At 56.5% G+C, this 19,950-nt stretch carries 15 protein-coding genes; 11 read left to right on the forward strand and 4 right to left on the reverse strand.

Annotation, left to right across the window (positions count from 1 at the left end; translation table 11 throughout):
• The first annotated feature begins 31 nt into the window (after nt 1–31).
• Complete coding sequence (locus D3878_RS02920; protein WP_119784117.1) at nt 32–961, forward strand: electron transfer flavoprotein subunit alpha/FixB family protein; 930 nt, start codon at nt 32–34, stop codon at nt 959–961.
• Nucleotides 962–1,256: 295 nt separating this feature from the next.
• Here D3878_RS02920 and D3878_RS02925 read toward each other — a convergent pair whose 3' ends face one another.
• The 3 genes from D3878_RS02925 to D3878_RS02935 form a co-directional block, all read right to left on the reverse strand.
• Nucleotides 1,257–2,405, reverse strand: coding sequence for an MBL fold metallo-hydrolase (locus tag D3878_RS02925; RefSeq protein WP_119784118.1), 1,149 nt, complete (start codon nt 2,403–2,405; stop codon nt 1,257–1,259).
• 62 nt (nt 2,406–2,467) lie between these two features.
• Nucleotides 2,468–4,711 carry an acyl-CoA dehydrogenase family protein gene (locus D3878_RS02930; RefSeq protein ID WP_119784119.1) on the reverse strand — a complete coding sequence of 748 codons (2,244 nt, stop codon included), beginning with the start codon at nt 4,709–4,711 and terminating at the stop codon, nt 2,468–2,470.
• A 2-nt stretch (nt 4,712–4,713) separates the two neighbouring features.
• Entirely contained in the window at nt 4,714–5,847 is a 1,134-nt protein-coding gene (locus tag D3878_RS02935; protein WP_199688069.1) for an NAD(P)H-dependent flavin oxidoreductase, read from the reverse strand.
• Nucleotides 5,848–5,963: 116 nt separating this feature from the next.
• On the opposite strand from D3878_RS02935, the gene D3878_RS02940 reads away from it, so the two are divergent.
• Nucleotides 5,964–7,073, forward strand: a complete 1,110-nt coding sequence (locus D3878_RS02940) for an AraC family transcriptional regulator (protein ID WP_119784120.1) — start codon at nt 5,964–5,966, stop codon at nt 7,071–7,073.
• 156 nt (nt 7,074–7,229) lie between these two features.
• Here the strand turns inward: D3878_RS02940 and D3878_RS02945 are convergent, their stop codons facing one another.
• Nucleotides 7,230–9,359 (reverse strand): acetate--CoA ligase family protein, encoded by a 2,130-nt coding sequence (locus D3878_RS02945; protein WP_119784121.1) that lies wholly within the window; start codon nt 9,357–9,359, stop codon nt 7,230–7,232.
• Between the two features lie 217 nt (nt 9,360–9,576).
• Here D3878_RS02945 and D3878_RS24200 point away from each other — a divergent pair, with 217 nt between their 5' ends.
• The 9 genes from D3878_RS24200 to D3878_RS02990 all read left to right on the forward strand — a co-directional run bounded on the left by D3878_RS24200 (nt 9,577) and on the right by D3878_RS02990 (nt 19,944).
• Nucleotides 9,577–11,943 carry an enoyl-CoA hydratase-related protein gene (locus D3878_RS24200; RefSeq protein ID WP_233556210.1) on the forward strand — a complete coding sequence of 789 codons (2,367 nt, stop codon included), beginning with the start codon at nt 9,577–9,579 and terminating at the stop codon, nt 11,941–11,943.
• A 344-nt stretch (nt 11,944–12,287) separates the two neighbouring features.
• Nucleotides 12,288–13,481: a thiolase family protein gene (locus D3878_RS02955; protein ID WP_119784123.1), complete on the forward strand. Its 1,194-nt coding sequence runs from the start codon at nt 12,288–12,290 to the stop codon at nt 13,479–13,481.
• Nucleotides 13,478–13,900 (forward strand): Zn-ribbon domain-containing OB-fold protein, encoded by a 423-nt coding sequence (locus D3878_RS02960; RefSeq protein ID WP_119784124.1) that lies wholly within the window; start codon nt 13,478–13,480, stop codon nt 13,898–13,900. Before D3878_RS02955 ends, D3878_RS02960 begins: the two co-directional genes overlap by 4 nt.
• A 325-nt stretch (nt 13,901–14,225) precedes the next feature.
• The gene (locus D3878_RS02965; protein ID WP_119784125.1) at nt 14,226–15,656 is read left to right on the forward strand and encodes an MFS transporter; all 1,431 of its coding nucleotides are present in this window, start codon (nt 14,226–14,228) and stop codon (nt 15,654–15,656) included.
• Nucleotides 15,657–15,666: 10 nt separating this feature from the next.
• Nucleotides 15,667–16,611: a 2-hydroxyacid dehydrogenase gene (locus D3878_RS02970; RefSeq protein ID WP_119784126.1), complete on the forward strand. Its 945-nt coding sequence runs from the start codon at nt 15,667–15,669 to the stop codon at nt 16,609–16,611.
• 440 nt (nt 16,612–17,051) lie between these two features.
• A complete protein-coding gene (locus D3878_RS02975; RefSeq protein WP_119784127.1) occupies nt 17,052–17,258 on the forward strand; it encodes a hypothetical protein in 207 nt (68 codons plus the stop codon).
• Entirely contained in the window at nt 17,255–18,031 is a 777-nt protein-coding gene (locus D3878_RS02980; protein ID WP_119784128.1) for an SDR family NAD(P)-dependent oxidoreductase, read from the forward strand. Before D3878_RS02975 ends, D3878_RS02980 begins: the two co-directional genes overlap by 4 nt.
• Complete coding sequence (locus tag D3878_RS02985; RefSeq protein ID WP_119784129.1) at nt 18,031–18,822, forward strand: SDR family NAD(P)-dependent oxidoreductase; 792 nt, start codon at nt 18,031–18,033, stop codon at nt 18,820–18,822. Before D3878_RS02980 ends, D3878_RS02985 begins: the two co-directional genes overlap by 1 nt.
• Nucleotides 18,823–18,840: 18 nt before the next feature.
• Nucleotides 18,841–19,944, forward strand: coding sequence for an ABC transporter substrate-binding protein (locus D3878_RS02990; RefSeq protein WP_119784130.1), 1,104 nt, complete (start codon nt 18,841–18,843; stop codon nt 19,942–19,944).
• Nucleotides 19,945–19,950: the final 6 nt, after the last annotated feature.

Below are 19,950 nucleotides of genomic sequence, written 5' to 3' on the forward strand. Positions count from 1 at the left end.
CGCTCAGACCAAACATTTCATCAGGAAAATCATGACTGCACTCGTCATTGCCGAACACGATAATGTTTCTCTCAAGGGCAGCACCGCCCATACCGTCACCGCTGCCCTCCAGTGCGGTGGCGACGTCCACGTCCTCATTGCTGGCCACCATTGTGGTGCTGCTGCCGCCGCTGCCGCCCAGCTGGCTGGCGTCAGTAAAGTGCTGGTGGCCGATGCCGCGCACTTTGCCGATGGCCTGGCCGAGAATATTGCCGCGCAAGCCCTCGCCCTGGCGAAAGACTATGCGCACATCCTCGCCCCCGCCACCGCCTATGGCAAGAACATTGCCCCGCGCGTGGCGGCCAAACTGGATGTGGGCCAGATTTCCGAAATCACCAAAGTCGATGCGCCCGACACGTTCGAGCGGCCGATCTATGCCGGCAATGCGATTGCCACTGTGCAATCGATCGATCCGATCAAGGTCATTACCGTGCGCACCACCGGCTTTGACTCCGCAGCGGCTGGCGGCAATGCTGCTATCGAAGCCATTCCGGCCGTGGCTGATTTCGGCAAGTCGGCGTTCATCTCGCGCGCAGTGGCGAAATCCGACCGTCCTGAACTGACCGCCGCCAAGGTGATCGTCTCGGGTGGCCGTGGCATGGGTTCGGGTGAAAGCTTCAAGATCCTCGAACCGCTGGCCGACAAGCTCAATGCCGCCATGGGCGCTTCGCGCGCCGCGGTGGACGCCGGCTATGTGCCTAACGACTGGCAGGTGGGCCAGACCGGCAAGATCGTCGCACCGCAGCTGTATATCGCGGTGGGCATTTCGGGCGCCATCCAGCATCTGGCCGGCATGAAGGATTCGAAGGTGATCGTGGCCATCAACAAGGATGCCGAAGCGCCGATCTTCAGCGTGGCCGACTATGGCATCGTGGGCGACCTGTTCGAGATCGTGCCGCAGCTGGTCTCGGCATTGAATTGAGGATGTAAATTAATAGTCCCTCGACACCTCTGTCTGAAAGTGTGCTGGATGACGGAGGGAGAATATGCATGAAGAAGCGGGACGTAAATTCTCGCATGAGGCGTTGGAAGAACTGCGAATTAATGCTGTTCGAGTAGCCAAAGTACGGAAGATGAGGTGGCTTGACGCTTGCGCTCGATTCCCGCCGATGGCGCATGCGTGATGACGCCTGACATTGATAGCGTTATCCGGGAGAGGGCGATGGCTCAGACAGAGCGTACGGTGTTCGCGTAATTGCAGGAGCTCTCGCTTCGCGTCACTTCATCATATACCGCATTACACCATTGGCGTCGGTCAGCCGGGTAATCTCTCTACGAGCTAATAAATAGTTCAGATGCGCCAGCGCTTCGCCTGTGGCTAATCCAAGCTCCTCACCGCTGTCGTTGATTTTGCGCGCGAATAGTGCGCCGAAGACGTCGACGACCCGTAGCGGTTCTGACAAACTTTGGCGCAGTCTGCTCAAGGAGTTTTGGTGGCCAGCTGTCATTCGGTCGAGCCGGGCATGCAGGCCCAGGAAGGGCTCTCCGTGGGCTGGCAGCACAAGCAGTTCGTTGCTAAGGGTCTTGCGCAGGCTGGCCACAGATGTCAGCCAGTCATTAAGTGGATTGGCTTCAGGTTCAGAGGGAAAAACTGAAACATTCGACGAGATGCGTGGTAGAACCTGATCGCCCGAGATCAGCAGGGATTGCTCTTCGTTGAGCAGGCACACATGCTCAGGTGAATGGCCTCGACCGATAATGACACGCCAATTCGAGCGTCCGAACTGAATGCAGTCGCCGTCGCTTAGCCGCATGAAGCTGTCAGGGAGTACATGCATATGCCGACCGAAGCCACCGAAACGCGCCCGGTAACGGTCCAATGCATCCTCCGCCCATCCGGCCGCGCGGTAAAAACGCACGGCGTCGTCGGGCGCTTCGCGGCCGGTGTCAGCCGCTAGAACACGGCAGGTGAGATATTCAAGCCGTGCCATCCATAATCGACAGCCAAATTTTCGCGTCAACCAGCCCGCCATGCCGACATGGTCGGGATGCATGTGGGTCACCAATACGCGTGTGACGCGTGCGCCTTGTGTAGTGGCCGCCAGCGGACCATGCGGCGACAGTACCTTGCACCACGCTTCCGTGGCCTCGGATGTCATGATGCCGGTGTCGACAATCGCCCAACCTAGACCATGATCATCTTCATCGGCGATCGCCCATACGTTGATGTGATCGAGTGCGAATGGCAACGGCATGCGCAACCATAAGACTCCCGGCGCGACTTCAATCGCTTCGCCAACAGCCGGAGGTGCACCGATGGGATATTTCAGTCCCAGGGTCAGGTCCGGCCGGCCATCTGAAGTAGCCGGCTGGCTTGGTAGCACCGGATGTCCACTTGTTTGCTGCTGTTGAGGAACAAAAGTCATAAGCTAAGAATCTTTCTGGCAGTTATCCGACAATACAGGATATGAATTCGATCCCCGTTGCTTCAACGCGGTAGTCCCAATCCCACCGTAGCAATGATGTTGCGCTGGATTTCGTTGGTACCGCCACCCACGACGTACATGATAGCCAGGCGCAATGCCCTCTCGAACAGTCCGTCACCAATGCTGCCTGGAGAACCGTGTGACAGAAGAGCGCCTGTGCCGAACAAATCCATTGCGCATTCGGCGATGCGTTCCATCAGTTCACCTGTCACGCACTTTGACATTGATGCCTCTGCGATCGGTACCTTACCGAGACTCACCAGCTGTACGTTGCGCACTGCAAGCATGCGTGCCGCCTCAATCTGGGCGGCCAGGCTGCCGATGCGGTGACGTACCAATGAGTCCTCGGCCATGGGCTGTCCTCGACGCTGCCTGGCCTTGATGGCCACAAGCAGCTGATCGAACTGGGCCTGCACCGAAGCTACGGCGGCACCCATGAGGATGCGCTCATGCGCCAGCGCCGCAGTAATGATTTGCCAGCCGCCATGCAGCTTGCCGACGAGCGCATCTGCATCAACATGCACGTCGTCGTAGAACACTGCGCACGCCGTGCCACCATGCATTGCACGCATCGGACGTACGGAAATGCCAGGCGAATCCTTGGGGACGATGAATACGCTGATGCCGCGATGACCTGGCTGCTCCGGATCCGTGCGAACCGCCAACCATATATGGCTGGCATCTTCGGCCATGGTTGTGAACAGCTTGGATCCGTTGATGATCCAGCCGTCGCCCTCAGGTATTGCGCGGGTACGCAGCGAGGCCAAGTCCGAGCCAGATTCTGGTTCAGAGTAGCCCAGGCAGAAGCTAACTTCGTGCTTGAGGATGCGAGGAATGAAGTGCTGTACCTGCGCAGGGGTTCCGAATTTCAGCAGTGCTGGTCCGATGATTGTCTCGGTGGCGCGTAGCAAGCCTAATGAAATACCATGGTAGGCAATCTCCTCAGCGAAGACGAACTGCTCGGCAACTGATCGTTCTTGTCCGCCAGATGTTTTCGGCCATCCCAATCCGATCCAGCCCCGTTCGATCAAACCTTTCGAAATTGCTTGAGTGGCCAGCTGATCTGCTCCAGATCCGTGGTTCAATTGGGGTTGTATATTTAATGTGCGTGCCCAGGCCCGGACTTCGGCACGGAATGTATCGGCCTCCGGGCTCAGATGAATATCTGGCAAGCCCCCACGTTCGAGCGCGGCTTCGGCCAGAAGATTACAAGCACGATCAAGCCCGCCGAGTGCCACCATGTCTGCATGTACGCGACGAAGATGCCGCGGAGCCTCATGTTCCTCGAAATAGCCCACTCCTGCAAATACATGATGCGCTTCCAGCGTGACCCGACGCATAGCCGGTCCGGCATAGGCCTGGGCACAGGCAATCTGTATCTCTGCATCCATGTCGCCACGCTTGACCGCAGCGACCGCGCGTTCGATCAAGAGAGTAGAAGCATCGAGCAGCGTCGCAGCGTCTGCCAGCTTATGCTGAATGGCTTGGAAGCGACCGATTGGCTGGCCAAACTGTACCCGTGTCTTGGCCCATTCAACGGCCAGTTCAAACGTCCGGCGTGCTGCCCCCAATGCTCTCATGAGAAGCCCCAATCGCATTAGCAAGCCGACCGAGGAGTCATAGGGAACGACGGTTGCCGGCACGCTTTCAAAATGCAGGCGATGCAGGACGGGCACGGCATAGCCAGGCGTCGCCACGTGCGTTAGCCCGGCCGCTGTTGCACTCACCAAGGCGGCACGGGCGGCGTCTTCATCAATCACCAGGAAATCGGTAGCGAGTTGGATACCTTCTACGAAGTCGATTTGTCCGGATAGGTGTGTTTTACCCAACTCGGTTTGCCATGTGAGCGCTGCATTCTGTCCGTCCGATGTTGCAATTGCCACTGCAACAGCAGCCTGTCCAGTGGTCAATGCACTAGCGACACGGTGCAGTTCCGTACAGTCATGTTGCTTTTTAGCAATCTTGTGCAGTGTGTACGATTCGACCAGCGGCAGGGGACATGCTGCACGTCCCAGCTCTTCGATTAGCAGCATCAGTTCATCCAGGCCGCCGAGTTCGGCGTCATCCCCAATGGCAAGCCAGCCCTGCCGTGCAACTTGTTGCCATGCGCTTCCCAGTTTCGAATCTGTCTGTGCCCATGCCACAGCTTGTTCTGGCGGCCATTCCTGCGTCAGTAACCGACGGGCGGCATCGCGCAGGGCGTCAAGGTGTTCTTGACATGGCGTGCTGTTAGGGGATGCCGACATACTTAATCCTCAACTTGTTCATTGAGAAACATCAGGGCCTCAGCGAAATCGTTCTTGAAGCTGCGCATCACTTCGCTGGCCGAGGTAATGCTATGCACCAGACCAACACCCTGGCCGACCCAATAGCTCAACAGCTCCATTGCTTTCGGATTGCCAGCTTCGGCTGCGCGTTCTATCTTGCGGAATGCTGGCGACGCGAGCAGGCTCATTACTGGCATTGGCAAAGTCCCCGGGCTATCGGAACCGTGCCAGGCGTCATGCCAGGCCGAATGCAGCTGGCGCGATGGCTTGCCAGTGCGGGCCGTCGAGCGGATCGTATCGCGCGAGGTGGCGGCCAACATCTTCTCTTGGAACGCTGGCGACGTTTCGGCTTCCGTGGTCGCGAGCCACACCGAGCCAGTCCATGCACCGGCTGCACCCATGGCCATGCAGCCTGCCATTTGCCGGCCGTTCATGATGCCGCCTGCGGCCAGTACTGGAACTTTTCGTACAGCTTCCACCGCCTCGATGACTTCAGGAACCAGCACCAGGGTCGATACTTCGCCACAGTGTCCACCCGCCTCGGTGCCTTGGGCGACGATCATGTCCACACCCGCAGCAACCTGTCGCAGGGCATGTTCCTTGGCCCCGACCAGTGCCGCGACGGGCACCCCATGCGCGCGCGCGCGTTCGATCATGGAAGGCGGTGCAATGCCCAAAGCATTGGCAATGAGGCGGATAGGGTGGCGAAACGCCACATCCATCAATGCTTCGCCAATTTCGGGCATCATGCCAGGCAAGGACTGCGGCAAGAGATCTGCCGGCTCGACCTGGATGTCATGTTGTCGGAGCAGCTCGACGGCAAAGGCCAGATGCTTTTGCGGCACTTGGGCGGCAAGGAAATCCAGCGTCAAGGGCTTGCCGGTAGGGAGTGCCTGATGCTCGGGCACCAGAATGTCTACACCATAGGGACGCCCGTCAATGTGCTGATCGATCCAGCGGAGTTCGAGTTCAAGCTGCTCCGGGGTAAAGCTGCTGCCCCCTAATACGCCGAAGCCACCGGCCCGGCTGACGGCTACGACAACGTCACGGCAATGTGTAAACGCAAACAGGGGGAATTCGCAACCGACCAACTTACATGCAGTATTATTCAACATGGATATGCCTTTATATTTGGACTGAGAGTAAGGCAATGTTGCAGTCGATATGCTGCTCTGTGAAGGACAATTGGTGACAAAAAATATCGCACAAACGATACGGCGAGACGAATATCATGCAAACGATTAGTAACTTCCTGGTCAGTGAACCATCGAGTGCACCGGCGCAAGTCCGACCGGGGAAAGGGAAGAATTTCGCTGATCACGCAGTGCGTGTACTCAGAGCCGGAGCGCGCAGCCGGATTCGCCTTGTGGACTGTCTTGCTGCAGCGGGCGTGGCACTGCCGGCGCAAGACGCCAGCGAGGACAATGAATCGATCCTGCAAGCCCTGGCGCGGAGCTTCATCAGTCAACAGGAATGCTCGCGCCTGCTCAATAGCATCAAGGAGGCCTTGAATGACGAATGTTATGGCCTATGTGCTCACCCATGCCGCCGCGGCACATTTGCTTTTGCGGTCGAGATGGCCCTGCGCAGCGATACCCTGACCGGTGCTGTAGATGTATTTTTTCGATTCTATGGCGTTGTGACTGAGGATCTGTATTTCGAGAAAGTAGTGGTAGGCGATGACGTTGAATTGCGAGTAAGCCTCAACCAGCCCGAACTGGACCCCGACGGGATATTGTGCGACTACTGGCTCGTCAGCCTGCACCTGCTGCTGAGCTGGATGGCTGGATACATGTTTCCTGTAAAGCGGGTTGATATGACCCTGGACCAGGCATCCCTCAATGGTTGCCTCAGTCCCTTCCTCCGCGGTGAGTGTCGAACTGGCCAGACACAGAATGCTTTGGTGTTTAGCCGTAAGTACCTGACACTGCCAGTGATTCGCACACTAGCCGAGCTTCAGGAGCATCTGGCCCTGCTCGCTCTCGGCGTCCCGCAGTGGCCGAAAAGTTCCCCTGGATGGAGTTCTCGTGTGCGTGCGGTTCTGCGTCAAAGCTTGTCACAACGATTGCATTGGCCTTCGCAAGATGAGGTCTGCCGGGATTTGGGTGTGACGTCGCAGACCTTGCGGCGTCACCTGCGAAGTGAAGGCGCCATCTATCAGGCGCTGAGCGACGAATTGCGACGCGATCTGGCGATTGAAAAATTATGTCTTCAACGCATGCCGGTTGCTGAAGTGGCCGCACAACTGGGGTATGCGGAGCCACGCTCGTTCAGTCGAGCGTTCAAACAGTGGACCCAGATGTCCCCCAGTACGTATCAACGGCGGCGCGAAAAGACCTAGCGTGACGCAGGTCCCCAATGACGCCCACTTAAGCATGCGTCCGGGCCTGATCTGCTAGTGTCAAGACTGAAAACCTCGCGCTGCTTCTTTGGCGCGAAGTTTTCAGCCGTTCTCCGAAAGACTCTTGGCGGCTCGCAAACTAATTCATATGTTTGACTACGCCTGGGATGTCGGTTCTGATGCACTCCAAGTGGCCAGCGCATCGAGCGCCTCGATTTTGTCGGCATTAATGGACAAGGGGTTGATTTCCAGTGAAGCCAACTCTGGGCCAAGGGCAATTGCCGCGCGCCCGACAGCCGCGACTACGACCGATAGGGCGGCCAGATCGACCGGTGGCGCGCCCCGATATCCCGTCAGCAACCGTTGCGCTTTCAATTCGCCGAACATTTCCAGTACCTCGTCGGGAGTCACCGGAAGCAGGCGCAACGCGGTGTCGTCGAGTGCCTCGATCCAGATTCCTCCAAGGCCAACCGCGATGGCCAACCCAAAGGAGGGGTCACGGACGATGCCGATAAACAGCTCGGTACCTTGGCTGCGCATCGGAGAAACGATGATGCCGTCAATGCGAGCATGGGGAGCGGCGCCTCCTACATTGCGCATAATCGTGTCGTAGCCATCTGCAGCCGCGGCGCCGCCGTCCACATTCAGCATGACGCCGCCGACCTCGGTTTTGTGTGCAATATCGGGCGAAAGGATCTTGAGTACAACGACCCCGTTCATTTCCTGGGCGGCGCTTGCCGCTTCTTCTCGGGAGCGCACCACCCGAGCAGGAATCACTGGTACACCGTGACTTTGCAAGTACTCGAGCGTTTCGCGCTCTGAGCGGGGACGATTAATTCCCGCAATCGGCTTAACGGTTGTACTGGTACCGGTCCGAGCAGTTCGCATCCGATCGGACCATTGGTATGCGCTACCGATGGCTTTCATCGCCGCGTCCATCCCGGGAACGAGGATTGGTACCGCGTGCTTTTTCAGCAATTCGCGCGCGTATTCTGTCGTATCTTTCATTGTTTGTTCGATCAACAGCGTCGGACACTTCGCCGTGGCCAGGCCGGCCAGCGATCGATCAAGCATGGTCAGTGTGAAGGAGTTTGTCTGCGCGGGCGTGCTCGCCATATCGAAAGTACAGGCCAGTAGGCCTACGTCAGGATCGGCGGCTAGTGCTGTCAGCACGTTCTCCAGGATCTCGGGCTTGACCAGTGCAGCGCCGGTCACATCCAGCGGGTTGTGGGCGGCGCCAAAGTCCGCCACTACGTCTTTCAGCCGTTCCATGGTCCGTGGTGCGAAGCGCGTGAACCGAATTCCTGCACTACTTCCGGCATCGGCCATGATTTCGCAGGCCCCGCCGGAGATGGACGCTACGGCGAATCCCTTTTGTTCCAGGGGGCCGACGTGTGCTATGACCGAAGCTGTGATCAGCAATTGTTCCAATGAATACACCCGGACCAGGCCGTATTGTCGGCACACCGCATTAAACACACGATCGTCGCCGACCAATGCCCCGGTATGCGCTTGCGCAACTTCTGCAGTAAGTTCGCTGGTGCCGACTTTGAGGATGATGATCGCTTTTTTCAATGCCAGTGCGCGTTGCGCTGCTGCAAGAAAGCTTTCTGGCCGCCTGATTGATTCGGCAAATATCGCGACCGCGCGCACCTCAGGCTGCTCAATCATATATTCGAGCACTTCGGTTAAGTCGATACAAGCCTCGTTACCCATGGCCACAACATGGCTCAGAGCGATGTTTTGGCGATAAGCCTGTTTCGTCAAGAGGCCGGCTGTAGCGCCACTCTGGCTGATCAGCGCCACCTTTCCATTGGGTAGGATTGGCAAATCCAGGGACATTGCCGAAAGTGCACAGCTATCTGTCAGGCTGATGCTGCCCAGGCTGTTCGGTCCCAGTAACTTCAAGCCGCGTGCGGCGGCGCGATCAAAGATACGTTTCTGTTCCGCCGCACCTGCAGGGCCGGTTTCTGCAAAGCCGGAGCTGACCACAACGCCATGCATGATACCTGCATCAGCCATGTCTTCCAGAGCGTCTTCCAAGGCTGCTGCCGGTACGGCTAAAAACGCTGCGTCTACCGGCTCACCGATGTTCCGGCACGAAGTGAAAGTCGCCTGGCCCATCACTTCGGCGCCGCGCTTGTTTACCAAATGCACCTTGCCGCTGAAACCCACCGACTTTAGGGTTCGGATGACCATGCCGGACCAGGGGTTGTTGTCGGATGCGCCGATGATCACGACGCTGCGCGGGTTGAATAAGCGCGAAAGGGGACAGCTAACAGTCATGGAGATTCCTCTCGAAATTAAATGTTGGAGCTAAGGTGATGCTTGACAATTGAATTTTATAATAGAATACTTCGATAACCTAGTGATTTACGTATATATGTATTTTTTATGTTCTGTGAAATCTGGTGAATCTGCCTGTTTGCGATTCTGGCGTGAGGAGTTGCTGCAAATTGAAGATCCGCGACAGGCATAACTTGATCAATTAAAGGGAATGAATATGAGCGTCAGTTCGAACACACCTATTATCGTGGGCGTTGGCCAGTGCACCAATCGTCTCGACGCTGCTGATTATCAAGCATTGTCTGCAGTGGAACTGGCAGTGCATGCCTCCAGAGAGGCTTTTGCAGATGCGTTGTCACTGGAAAAATTGAAACCGTTTCTGGATACGATTGTCACCACACGAACGTTCGAGGATTCTATACCTGCGCGTGCCCAGCCTTTTGGTAAAAGTAACAATTTTCCACGCTCGATCGCGCAGCGTCTTGGTTTGGTGCCGCGTACCGCTGTGTGGGACCGGGCGGGTGGCGACACGCCCCAGCGCTTAATCAACGAGTTTTGCGAGAAGGTGGCCGCCGGCGAGGCGCGTATGGTACTGCTGGCTGGCGCTGAAAATATTTCCAGTGCACGCGCTCTGGTCGCAGCAGGCAAGACGGCTGACTGGTCGGAGGCGGTGGAAGGCGAGGTTGAGGATCGGGGCATGGGATTGAAGGGCATGTTTACGATGCATACGAGGATACACAAACTGGCAGGTGCGCCGCCGTCATATGGACTACTGGAGAATGCAAGGCGGGGCCGGCTCGGGATGACGCGCGAGGCTTACGCTGACGAGATGGGCCGGTTGTTTTCGCCTTTTTCGGCGGTCGCGGCCGAGCATCCTTGCGCTGCATTTTCCGTTCAGCGTTACAGCGTCGCCGATCTGACCACGGTCACAGAACGTAATCGCATGATTGCAGACCCTTATCCACAGCGACTGGTCGCGCGTGATCAAGTCAACCAGGGGGCGGCGTTACTGATTACCACAGTCGGTTTGGCGCGTGAGCTCGGCATCCCGGAAGACAAATGGGTTTTTCTGCATGGCTACAGTGATCTGGCAGAACGTGATCTGCTCGAGCGCCAGGATTTAAGCCAGTCTCCGGCGGCGCAAATGGCGAGCAAGGCTGCTTTGGGTGCAGCTGGGATCGGCGTTGACAAGGTAAGGTGGTTTGACTTTTATAGCTGTTTTCCAATTGCTGTCTTTAATGTCGCCTGCGACGGACTGGGGTTGGCTGCTGATGACAAACGTGGCCTCACGGTGACTGGCGGGCATCCATTTTTCGGCGGCCCGGGCAATAACTATTCGACGCACGCGGTGGCAACAATGGTCGAGAAGTTGCGCCGATCGCCTGGACAATACGGGTTTATCGGCGCCAATGGCGGCGTACTCTCGAAGTATTCGGTTGGCATTTACTCCACTCAACCCAAGAACTGGAAAACCTTTGACAGCCGAGTTCTGCAAGAGGAGATCGATAACCTCCCGGCGCCGGAGTTGTGCATGGAACCGGAAGGCCCGGGCACGATCGAGACCTACACTACGGTGTACGAGAAGGGGCAACCTGCCTATTCTATCGTCGTGGGCCGGTTGGAAAAGAATGGCGCGCGATTCCTTGCAACCACCCAAGATGATGACAGAGATACGGTAGGGCGGATGCTTGAGGTTGATCCGCTTGGCAGCAGAATTTTCGTGACCTCCACAGCACATGGCAATCGATTCACTTTCAGCGAGCAACGGCTTGCGCAGTTGTTTCCGAAGTGCCCGCCGGTATTCCGGGAGCAGTACGAATTTTGCCTCGTCGAACGAAAGGGCCACCTGCTAGAAGTGACCATTAATCGCCCGGAAGCGCGCAATAGCTTGCATCCGATGGCCAACGACGAGCTGGCAGCAATTTTTGACGCCTACGAGGCGGATACTGACTTGTGGGTAGCGATCATCACGGGCGCAGGCACAGAGGCTTTTTGTGCCGGAGCAGATTTGAAGTACAACGCCAGCGGAAAATCTTCCTGGCTGCCGAAAACCGGCTTTGGCGGCTTGACAAACCGGGTGCGCAGCAAGCCCGTCATCGCCGCGGTGAATGGTTTCGCGATGGGTGGTGGAACGGAAATTAGCCTGGCCTGTGACATCATCGTGGCTGATGCGACTGCTCAGTTTGCGCTTAGCGAAGTGCGGGTAGGACTCTTTGCCGGTGCCGGGGGGGTGGTGCGGTTGCCACGACAGATTCCGGTGAAGATCGCGAATGAATTGATCTTGACCGGGCGAAAATTCTCGGCTGAGATTGCACTTCAGTGGGGAATGGTGAACCGGATTGAAGCCGCGGGCCAGGCGTTGCCAGGCGCGCGTACCCTCGCGGCCGAGATCCTCGAAGCATCGCCGACCTCGGTGCGTCTGTCGATGAAGGCCATGCGCGATGCCGGGAAATGGGCTTCGGCGGATGAAGCCATGCAGTATCGTGATCCAAAGCTTATCGATGAGTTGATTGCCAGTGATGATTACTTTGAGGGGCCTTCTGCATTCGCACAGAAACGCAAGCCAGTGTGGAAGAACCGATGAACGGCAGGCTAACGCGAAGTGAATGAGTGCATGGTTTTGGCAAAACGCCATGAAAGCTGATGCGCTGTGTTACTTCGCGTTACAAAAGCGTCGCCATGGCTAGCGGGTGGGATAGCAAAGTTCAAGAAATATTTGGGACGATTTGCATGGAGTGAAGGTCCAGATCGAAGACCTGTGGTTGATCTACCAGATGAATCCTGACGCATCCTCCGTGAAGTTTAAGAACGGCCACACCACCGAAAGTATTTATTTTTTAGATACAAACCAAGTATTGACGGCACGCATCGAATCCGACTTTCCGCCTGTGATCCATGCCATGGTCTATTGAAATCCTGGGGTAAACGATGGGAAAAAAAACTGCGGCGATCGTTGGATTTAGCGAATGGAAACCGCAGAAAAAATGGCCTACATCGATGTTTTCTCTCGAAGCAATGGCGCAACTCGCAGCGGAAACATTGGCCGACGCAAAGTTTGAAAAGCACGAAATCGACGGCATTGTCATCGGTGGAGTACCGGAGTCGCCGGTGTTCGCGCCGTCAGCCGTTGCCGAATATCTCAACCTTCAAACGTCATTCAATGAAATAGTCGATCTTGGCGGCGCCTCTCCAGCCGGGATGATCTGGCGCGCGGCCGCAGCCATTGAAGTCGGTGTCTGTGAAAGCGTTCTTGTGCTATGTCCTGGCGTGCCTTCACCTTCTTATCGGGATGCGAAATCAAAGCTTTTGCCGACGATGATCTACATGGGTGGTGACGCTTGGGGTTCGCCGCAATCGCAATGGGAAATTCCGGTAGGACTCGTTGCCGCAGTCCCAAGTTATGCGATGGCGGCACAACGTTACCGTGCTATATACGGCTACGATGAAGAAATTCTCGCGAAGATTTCGGTGCAACATCGCGATAATGCACAGGCAAATCCCAACGCCATTTTCTACGGCAAGCCGATTACCGTCGACGATGTAATGATTTCACGTTACGTTGCCGACCCGATCAAATTGCTGGAAATCGTCATGCCTTGCGATGGCGGTGGCGCAATGCTGATCACATCCGCCGAGCGTGCTACACGTACACCCCATCGTCCGACGTTTGTCAGTGGTTATGGCGAATTCATGACGCACAAAAGCATCACCAATATGCCGGATTTTCTGCACTCGCCGCTCGCTGCTGCATCGGAGCGGGCGTTCCGCATGGCGGGAATGCGGCGCGAAGAAATAGATCTCGCATGTCTTTATGACAGCTTTACGATTACGGTCCTGCTCGCAATTGAGGGTGCCGGGTTTTGCAAACCGGGGCAAGGCCAGGCGTTCGTTCGCGAGCACGATCTGCGTTATCACGGTGACTGGCCGCTGAACACGCACGGCGGACAACTGAGCTTCGGACAACCGCGTCTCGCAGGCGGGCTGTCGCATTTCATCGAGGCAACGCGCCAAATACAGGGACGCGCTGATGCGCGCCAGATCGCGCACTGTGATCGTGCGTTCTGTAGTGGGTCGGGTGGTATGTTGTCCGAACAGATTGCTGTCATTCTGGAAGGGGCATGATGCTGGCTTACGCTGAAAACGGCCGTCCGTTACCGTTGGTTGCGCCCATCTCGCAACCATTTTTCGATGCAGCACGCGAACAAAAGCTGTTGTTGCAGAAATGTCCGCGCGATGGTTTCTTTTTTTATCCGCGCAGCCACTGTCCGCACTGTCTCAAGACTGACTGGTCCTGGCAACCGGCGCGAGCCAGCGGCAAGGTTTATTCGTTCACTATCGAACGCATGGGGCAAGACCCCAGCCAACGCGCACGCATTCCGTTCGTAATTGCGGTGGTCGATCTTGATGAGGGAGTGCGCATAATCGGCAATATCGTCGATTGCGCGCATGAGGATGTTCGCGTCAGTATGGCGGTCAATGTGTGTTTTGAAATTATCGATAATATGCCGTTGACCTGTTTTCGATCGGTGTCAGCCACGTAAGTGGCGCGGCTGACACTGGCCCGCGCACTCAGGAGTCTCTGTGGAAGCGGCTTAAGCGAAGATTACATTGGCGAAGAAACTCTTTGCGTCTTGGATTTTCGATCAGTCTGAGCAAGGGGACTCTCAATGCGCCACCCATTTTGCTTGTCTTTTTAAAAAAATAAATTAGTGGCACTAAGTTATAGACGTTTATTATGAGGTGCGTGTACTATCTGTAAAAAATTATGCAAACAAGCTGCGCTGAAAGTTGGCATGGCTTTTCAGCAGGACGGGGTGCCAATTTCCCCATGAAAAGCTAGAGATTATATTAAGAGAGAGACAAAGCATGAGTGGACAAAAGATGAGTGCGCGGATGTGGCTGATGCTGTTTGCGATCGGTACCGCCGAGTTGGCTGGCGCGTTCGAAACCGGCATGATCTACACCGCATTGGCGGTGTTTCTCAAGGAATTCGGTGATCCGATCGGGGTGGGCTGGTTATTGACAGGCTACTTGCTGGTTGGCGGGGCAACAGTTGCGATCTGTAGCCGTCTGGGTGACATCTACGGACGTCGTCGCGTAGTGCTGATCATGTTGGCGATATGCGCGATCGGGTCTTTGGTTAGTGCCTTCGCGACGAGCCTGACGTGGGTAATCGTCGGGCGGTGTTTGCAGGGCATGGCTGCACCGATCTTGCCCTTGTGTTACGGGCTGGCGCGTGAACACATGCCGCCTGCACGCGTGCCGCTGGCGATTGGCGTGATCGGCGGCACCGCCGCTGCCGGGGTTGGTGCCGGCATTCTTCTGGGCGGCGTCATCGTCGATAACTTTTCCTGGCATGCGCTGTTTTATTGGAGTACGGCCATCGTCATCGTGGGATGGCTGGTGGTTTTCACCATTCTGCCGCCGTCGCAACGCCAGCCAAGTACCAAGCCACTCGATGTGGTTGGTGCGCTGTTGTTCGCGCCGGCGGTGGCTGCGCTGCTGTTCGCCGTGTCCAAGGGGGCGGCATGGGGGTGGTTCGATGCACGTACGCTTGGCTTGGCGTTCGGCGCCCTGGCCGTGCTGTCCTACTGGGTTTATTATGAATTGCAGCAGGAAGAGCCGATGATTGATGTGCGCTTGCTGGCCAATCGCCAGATCCTGCTTGCCAACATCTGCATGGGGTTAGCCGCGTTTGGCGCCATGCAAGCCCAAGTGATCAGTTTGTTGCTGCAGCAGCCTACCTGGACCTTGGTGGGACTGGGTGCGTCTGCTACCTTGGCCGGCGCACTCAAGGTGCCCGGAAACATTGCTGGTTCGCTTAGTTCACCGGTGAGCGGCTGGGTGGCTTCCAAGTACGGTGGCCGCATGGCCATGATGGTCGGCGCATTGATCTGTGCTGTTGGATGGACCGCACTGACCTTTGACCACAGCCAGTTGTGGATCGTTGCAGCTACAGTGCTCATCACAGGATCGGGCATCGTCTTTCTGTTTGCAGCCATACCGAACGTGATTGTCGAAGTATGTCCCAAGGAACGTACCAGCGAAGCCACCGGATTGTCGGTCGTGGTTCGCACCACCTTCCATGCCGCCGGGGGGCAAATCCTCGCCGTCGTGATGGCCAGTTCTACCATCACGGACCCCGCTCGCGGCAAGGGCGTTTTTCCGACAGAACAAGCGTACACCACAGTCTTTGTAGTGATAGCGTTGTGTTGCTGGTTGTGTGTGCTGATCGCTTACATGTTGCCGCACCGCGCCCGGGCGCCGCTTGTTTTGCAGTCGGCCAGCAACCCATAGGAGCCACGCGATGTCTTTGTTGATCCGCTCACCCAATCCTGACGTGATCGACCCGTTGTCCTGGAAAGAGGCTATCGCGTCCTTGATGCCCGATCTCGACATATGCGTCTGGCCCGATACCGGCGACTTGGAGCGGGTCGAGTGTTTCCTGGGACAGCGTGCTGAAGCCGCGTTATTCAAATCCATGACGCAGATAAAGTTCATGCAGCAATTCGCCGCTGGTGCCGATTACGCCTTGTCGGATCCGGCGATACCGCCAGGGTTGCTGGTGTCGCGCATGGTCGATCCGGCAATGGCGAATACCATGTCGCTGTTTGTTCTGGCAGCAGTGCTGCGCTACCACAGGCAGCTTGATGCTTATCAGCGACAGCAGGTGTCCCATGTCTGGAAGCGGCTGCAGGTCCCGTGCGCGCAGGACCGCACGGTCGGCGTCATGGGCCTGGGTGCGCTGGGTGGTGACCTCTGCAGCAAGCTGGTGGCGCTTGGCTTTAAGGTCGCCGGTTGGAGCCGAACGGATAAATCTCTGCCCGGCGTAAAAATTTATCAGGGCCCGTCGAGTTTGGACGCCTTCCTGAAATGCAGCGAGATCCTGGTCTGTCTGTTACCGTTGACGCAGGCAACACGTGGCATCCTGAACCGTGAAAATTTGGCGAAAATGCCGCATGGCAGCTATCTGATCAACGTCGCACGTGGTGAACACCATGTGGTAGACGACGTGCTGGCTGCGCTCGACAGCGGGCAGTTGGCGGGTGCCACCATCGATGTTCATGCCCATGACCCAAATCCACCGGCTGACGAAAGCCCGCTGTGGGATCATCCGCGCGTTGCTGTAACACCTCATGTCGCAACGCTGTCATCGCCTACCTCGGCGGCGGCCTATGTGGTCGAGAACATCCGGCGCGTACGTGCGGGCCTCAAGCCATTGAACGTGATCGACCGCGTGAATGGTTACTGAACCAAGTCCAAGCTGACCGCACCAACCATCACGAATCGCTGAAACTACTGTACTGCCGCTGCTCGATGGCATGCTGTGCCTTGCCGGTCGACGTGGCCGTCTGCTTTTAATGCGTGGCTTCAAACCATCCGAACTGGGGGCTATGGCACGGTGAATAATTCATCTGCAACGTAGCGTTGATGGCTGCTGCAATGGCCAATCACGCGGCTGACAGCCGTTGGGCTTCTTATGGCCTTCTAATTTAAATAGTATAACTTAGGTATACTAGTTGACATTGTAAATTTTTTTGTCGATACTAAACATGTCAATTGTGATGTGAAAGTGGCGATGCTGGCGGATGCGTGCTGGAGTTTTTCGGTGCCATGCTGACGAGTCGCCGGTGACAAAAATTAATAGACTCGAGGCGCTCAGGCAGCCTCCAATTACTTTGTGGAGATATCATGGAAATACCAACCATCGCCGCGCTGACCGAGCGGCCTCCTCACGTATCTTCGATCCTCGTGAAGCGTGAAGTTCGAGTGTTTCTGGGAAAATGGATTTCGCGCATCCCCGAGTTTCGCATCAAGCCTGAAACCAAGACGCAGCAATCGGTAGGCATGGCAAGCCAAGTTTCGGAGCTCCGGTTGTCCTGGGAGCTTTCAAAATGAAGAAAATGGATCTGGAAGGGCAAGTAGCTCTTGTGACTGGGGCTAGCTATGGCCTCGGACGCGCCATTACCGAAGAGTTGATTGCGCGAGGTGCCGCCGTCATGCTGACGGACATTGACCCGCGTCTGGAAACGACGACAGCCGAGCTAAAGGCGAATGGCCATCGCGTTGCGCAAGCCTCCTTAAATGTGCTTGAGCGCGACTCGATTTTCGCGGCAGTTGCGGCTGCCGTTCGCGAATTTGGCCGACTCGATATCTTCGTAAACAACGCCGGCTGGTCTAAGTCGATGAACTTCATCAAGGACATTACGCCGGAGGAGTGGGATCTCTACATGAATATCAATGTAAGAGGTAATCTCTTTTGTATTCAGGCAGCCTCCGAGGCTATGGCTGCATCAGGACGCGGCGGTCGCTATGTTGCCATCGCATCGACAGCGGCAGTCAAACCTTACAAACGTGCTGCTGCTTATTGCACAAGCAAGTCGGCGATCCCCATGCTGGTAAAGGCTGCCGCCCTGGAGCTTGCGGAGCATCGCATCACCGTGAATTGCGTCGCGCCGGGTCCGACAACGACCGAAACAAACTTGATGCACTCTTCCGGTACCCTCGATCCGGCGGTCGGGGAAGAGAAGCGTCGCAGGCAGGCACTGATTCCTCTTGGCATCAATGCGCCGGAAGACATCGCTACTGCTGTAGCATTTTTCTCCTCGCCAGCTGCGGGCCACGTTACAGGCCAGATGCTGGTGGTTGAAGGCGGCGGGCAGTTAATCTGATGGTTACGACGCTTTCTCTCGAGCTGTTTTCACTAGCCGGAAAAGTTGCCGTTGTCACAGGCGCTGGCGCCGGGATCGGCAAGGGCGTGGCAAGGCTTTTTGCAAAAGCCGGGGCTACGCTGGTCATCGCGGACCGCGACCTTGCTGCGGCCGAACTGGTTGCAGCCGAACTGCGGGCAAAAGATCGTGCTGCAATTGCACTCTGCTTCGATCTTGCTGACGAGGCCAGTGTCACCCGGTTGTTTGATGAGGTCGAACGCTCCTTTCACACTGTCGACATCCTGGTGAATAACGCCGGAATCTACCCGAAGTTCCCATTGGATTCGCTCACGCATGCGCAGTGGCTGGAGATGCAGGAAGTCAATGTCTGGGGATGTTTCGTTTGCATGCGAGAAGCCGCACGCCGCATGCGCACGGGCGGCAAGGGCGGCCGAATCATCAATATTTCGTCAGTCGGAGCGGCCCGCACTGCCGTCCATCATCAAGTGGCTTATAACGCATCAAAAGCGGCGCTTGATTCGATGACCATGTCTGCCGCGCTTGAGTATGCCCCGGATGGCATCCTCGTGAATTCGGTGCTGCCAGGTGCTGTAAAGCCTTTGGACCCACGTCCTAAGGCGTACTCGCATGTAAGTCCTACTGGCCCCTTGATGGCGCCCGGCCGGATTCTTTTGGGGCGGGCGGCAGATGCGGCAGAAGTCGCCGGACCAATACTCATGTTGGCTAGCGCAGCCGGTGGATACATCACTGGACAGACAATCACCATAGATGGCGGATTTTCAATTTCATGAAAACTGAAGGAGCTAAACATGTTACGCGCACCGTATAGGATATCGATTTACCATAACTGGGCAATTCAGCTGCAGTTGCTGCTTGATTGGGAAGATGCCGCGCGTCTGGCCTTCGAGGAAGCCTTTGAAGCCGGCATTATCGATCGGCCCGTCGAGCTGGTTTCGCGCGAAGTTTGGGGCGCTCCCAACGGCTCTGCGCTCGAAGTTGGCGCTGCCATGCGAGATATCGTCGCAAATGATCGCGTGCATGCGATGATCGGATTGGCAATGACTGAAGATTGTGCAGTTCTGCGCCAGGAAATTAATGAAAAGATGAAAATTCCGGTCCTCACATTTGCTGCGACAACCGGTTTTGATGGGGAGTATTGTTTTTCGGCTCCCTGTGGCACATTCATGGACGAAGCGCCAGTTATCGCCGCTTTTATCAAGTCTCAGGGGTTCGAGCGCTTTGCGATGATTCACGATACCTCTTTCCAGGGGGAAGAGTACGGGGAAGCATTGCGTGCAAGTGCCCGGCACGCAAATCTGGAAATTGCCTGCTGCGAAAGCATTAACTCTGTCGCTCCGGAAGCCGAGGTCATCGAAAAGCTGCAGCTTGCGAAAGCCGCTGGTGTGGAAGCGTTTGCGTATGTCGGCGTTGGTATGCAGTTCAAGCAACTTGCGGCGGCGTTCCGGAAATTGGACTGGAATCCAAAACTGCGCATGACTGGGCTGACATTTTGTGGTGCCAATCCGGGTTTTGACGGCCCAACTCAGTACGAAGGATGGTATGGCTTGGATCAATACCACGAAGGTAATGAAACTCTGATGAAAATGGCGGTTGCATTTCAAAAGCGCTTTGGGCGTGATGGATCCCATATGTGGGCAGCGCATGGTTACGATGAGGGGCGCGTCATGGCACTTGCCCTGGGTAATGCCAGCCCGCCGTCTCGCGCGGGCATACGCGCGGCAATGGAAAAGATCCGGATGTTGCCTGCGGCCGTCGGCTGCCCCGGCAACCATATCAGTTATGGCCCATACGACCACCGCGGATACAAAGGCGATTATTTCACCATTCGACGCATTAATGAGGGGCGAAATGAACTTGTCGGCGTGCCTTCCCAATTTCTCGCTTCGCTGTAAGGAGTA

Source organism: Noviherbaspirillum sedimenti, assembly GCF_003590835.1.
Taxonomy (GTDB): Bacteria; Pseudomonadota; Gammaproteobacteria; order Burkholderiales; family Burkholderiaceae_D; genus Paucimonas; species Paucimonas sedimenti.

What these genes read in the sequence shown, in the direction of transcription:
- D3878_RS02920 (WP_119784117.1), top strand. Translation starts at nt 32, where the DNA reads ATGACTGCACTCGTCATTGCCGAACACGATAATGTTTCTCTCAAGGGC.
- D3878_RS02925 (WP_119784118.1), bottom strand. Translation starts at nt 2,405, where the DNA reads ATGACTTTTGTTCCTCAACAGCAGCAAACAAGTGGACATCCGGTGCTA.
- D3878_RS02930 (WP_119784119.1), bottom strand. Translation starts at nt 4,711, where the DNA reads ATGTCGGCATCCCCTAACAGCACGCCATGTCAAGAACACCTTGACGCC.
- D3878_RS02935 (WP_199688069.1), bottom strand. Translation starts at nt 5,847, where the DNA reads ATGTTGAATAATACTGCATGTAAGTTGGTCGGTTGCGAATTCCCCCTG.
- D3878_RS02940 (WP_119784120.1), top strand. Translation starts at nt 5,964, where the DNA reads ATGCAAACGATTAGTAACTTCCTGGTCAGTGAACCATCGAGTGCACCG.
- D3878_RS02945 (WP_119784121.1), bottom strand. Translation starts at nt 9,359, where the DNA reads ATGACTGTTAGCTGTCCCCTTTCGCGCTTATTCAACCCGCGCAGCGTC.
- D3878_RS24200 (WP_233556210.1), top strand. Translation starts at nt 9,577, where the DNA reads ATGAGCGTCAGTTCGAACACACCTATTATCGTGGGCGTTGGCCAGTGC.
- D3878_RS02955 (WP_119784123.1), top strand. Translation starts at nt 12,288, where the DNA reads ATGGGAAAAAAAACTGCGGCGATCGTTGGATTTAGCGAATGGAAACCG.
- D3878_RS02960 (WP_119784124.1), top strand. Translation starts at nt 13,478, where the DNA reads ATGATGCTGGCTTACGCTGAAAACGGCCGTCCGTTACCGTTGGTTGCG.
- D3878_RS02965 (WP_119784125.1), top strand. Translation starts at nt 14,226, where the DNA reads ATGAGTGGACAAAAGATGAGTGCGCGGATGTGGCTGATGCTGTTTGCG.
- D3878_RS02970 (WP_119784126.1), top strand. Translation starts at nt 15,667, where the DNA reads ATGTCTTTGTTGATCCGCTCACCCAATCCTGACGTGATCGACCCGTTG.
- D3878_RS02975 (WP_119784127.1), top strand. Translation starts at nt 17,052, where the DNA reads ATGGAAATACCAACCATCGCCGCGCTGACCGAGCGGCCTCCTCACGTA.
- D3878_RS02980 (WP_119784128.1), top strand. Translation starts at nt 17,255, where the DNA reads ATGAAGAAAATGGATCTGGAAGGGCAAGTAGCTCTTGTGACTGGGGCT.
- D3878_RS02985 (WP_119784129.1), top strand. Translation starts at nt 18,031, where the DNA reads ATGGTTACGACGCTTTCTCTCGAGCTGTTTTCACTAGCCGGAAAAGTT.
- D3878_RS02990 (WP_119784130.1), top strand. Translation starts at nt 18,841, where the DNA reads ATGTTACGCGCACCGTATAGGATATCGATTTACCATAACTGGGCAATT.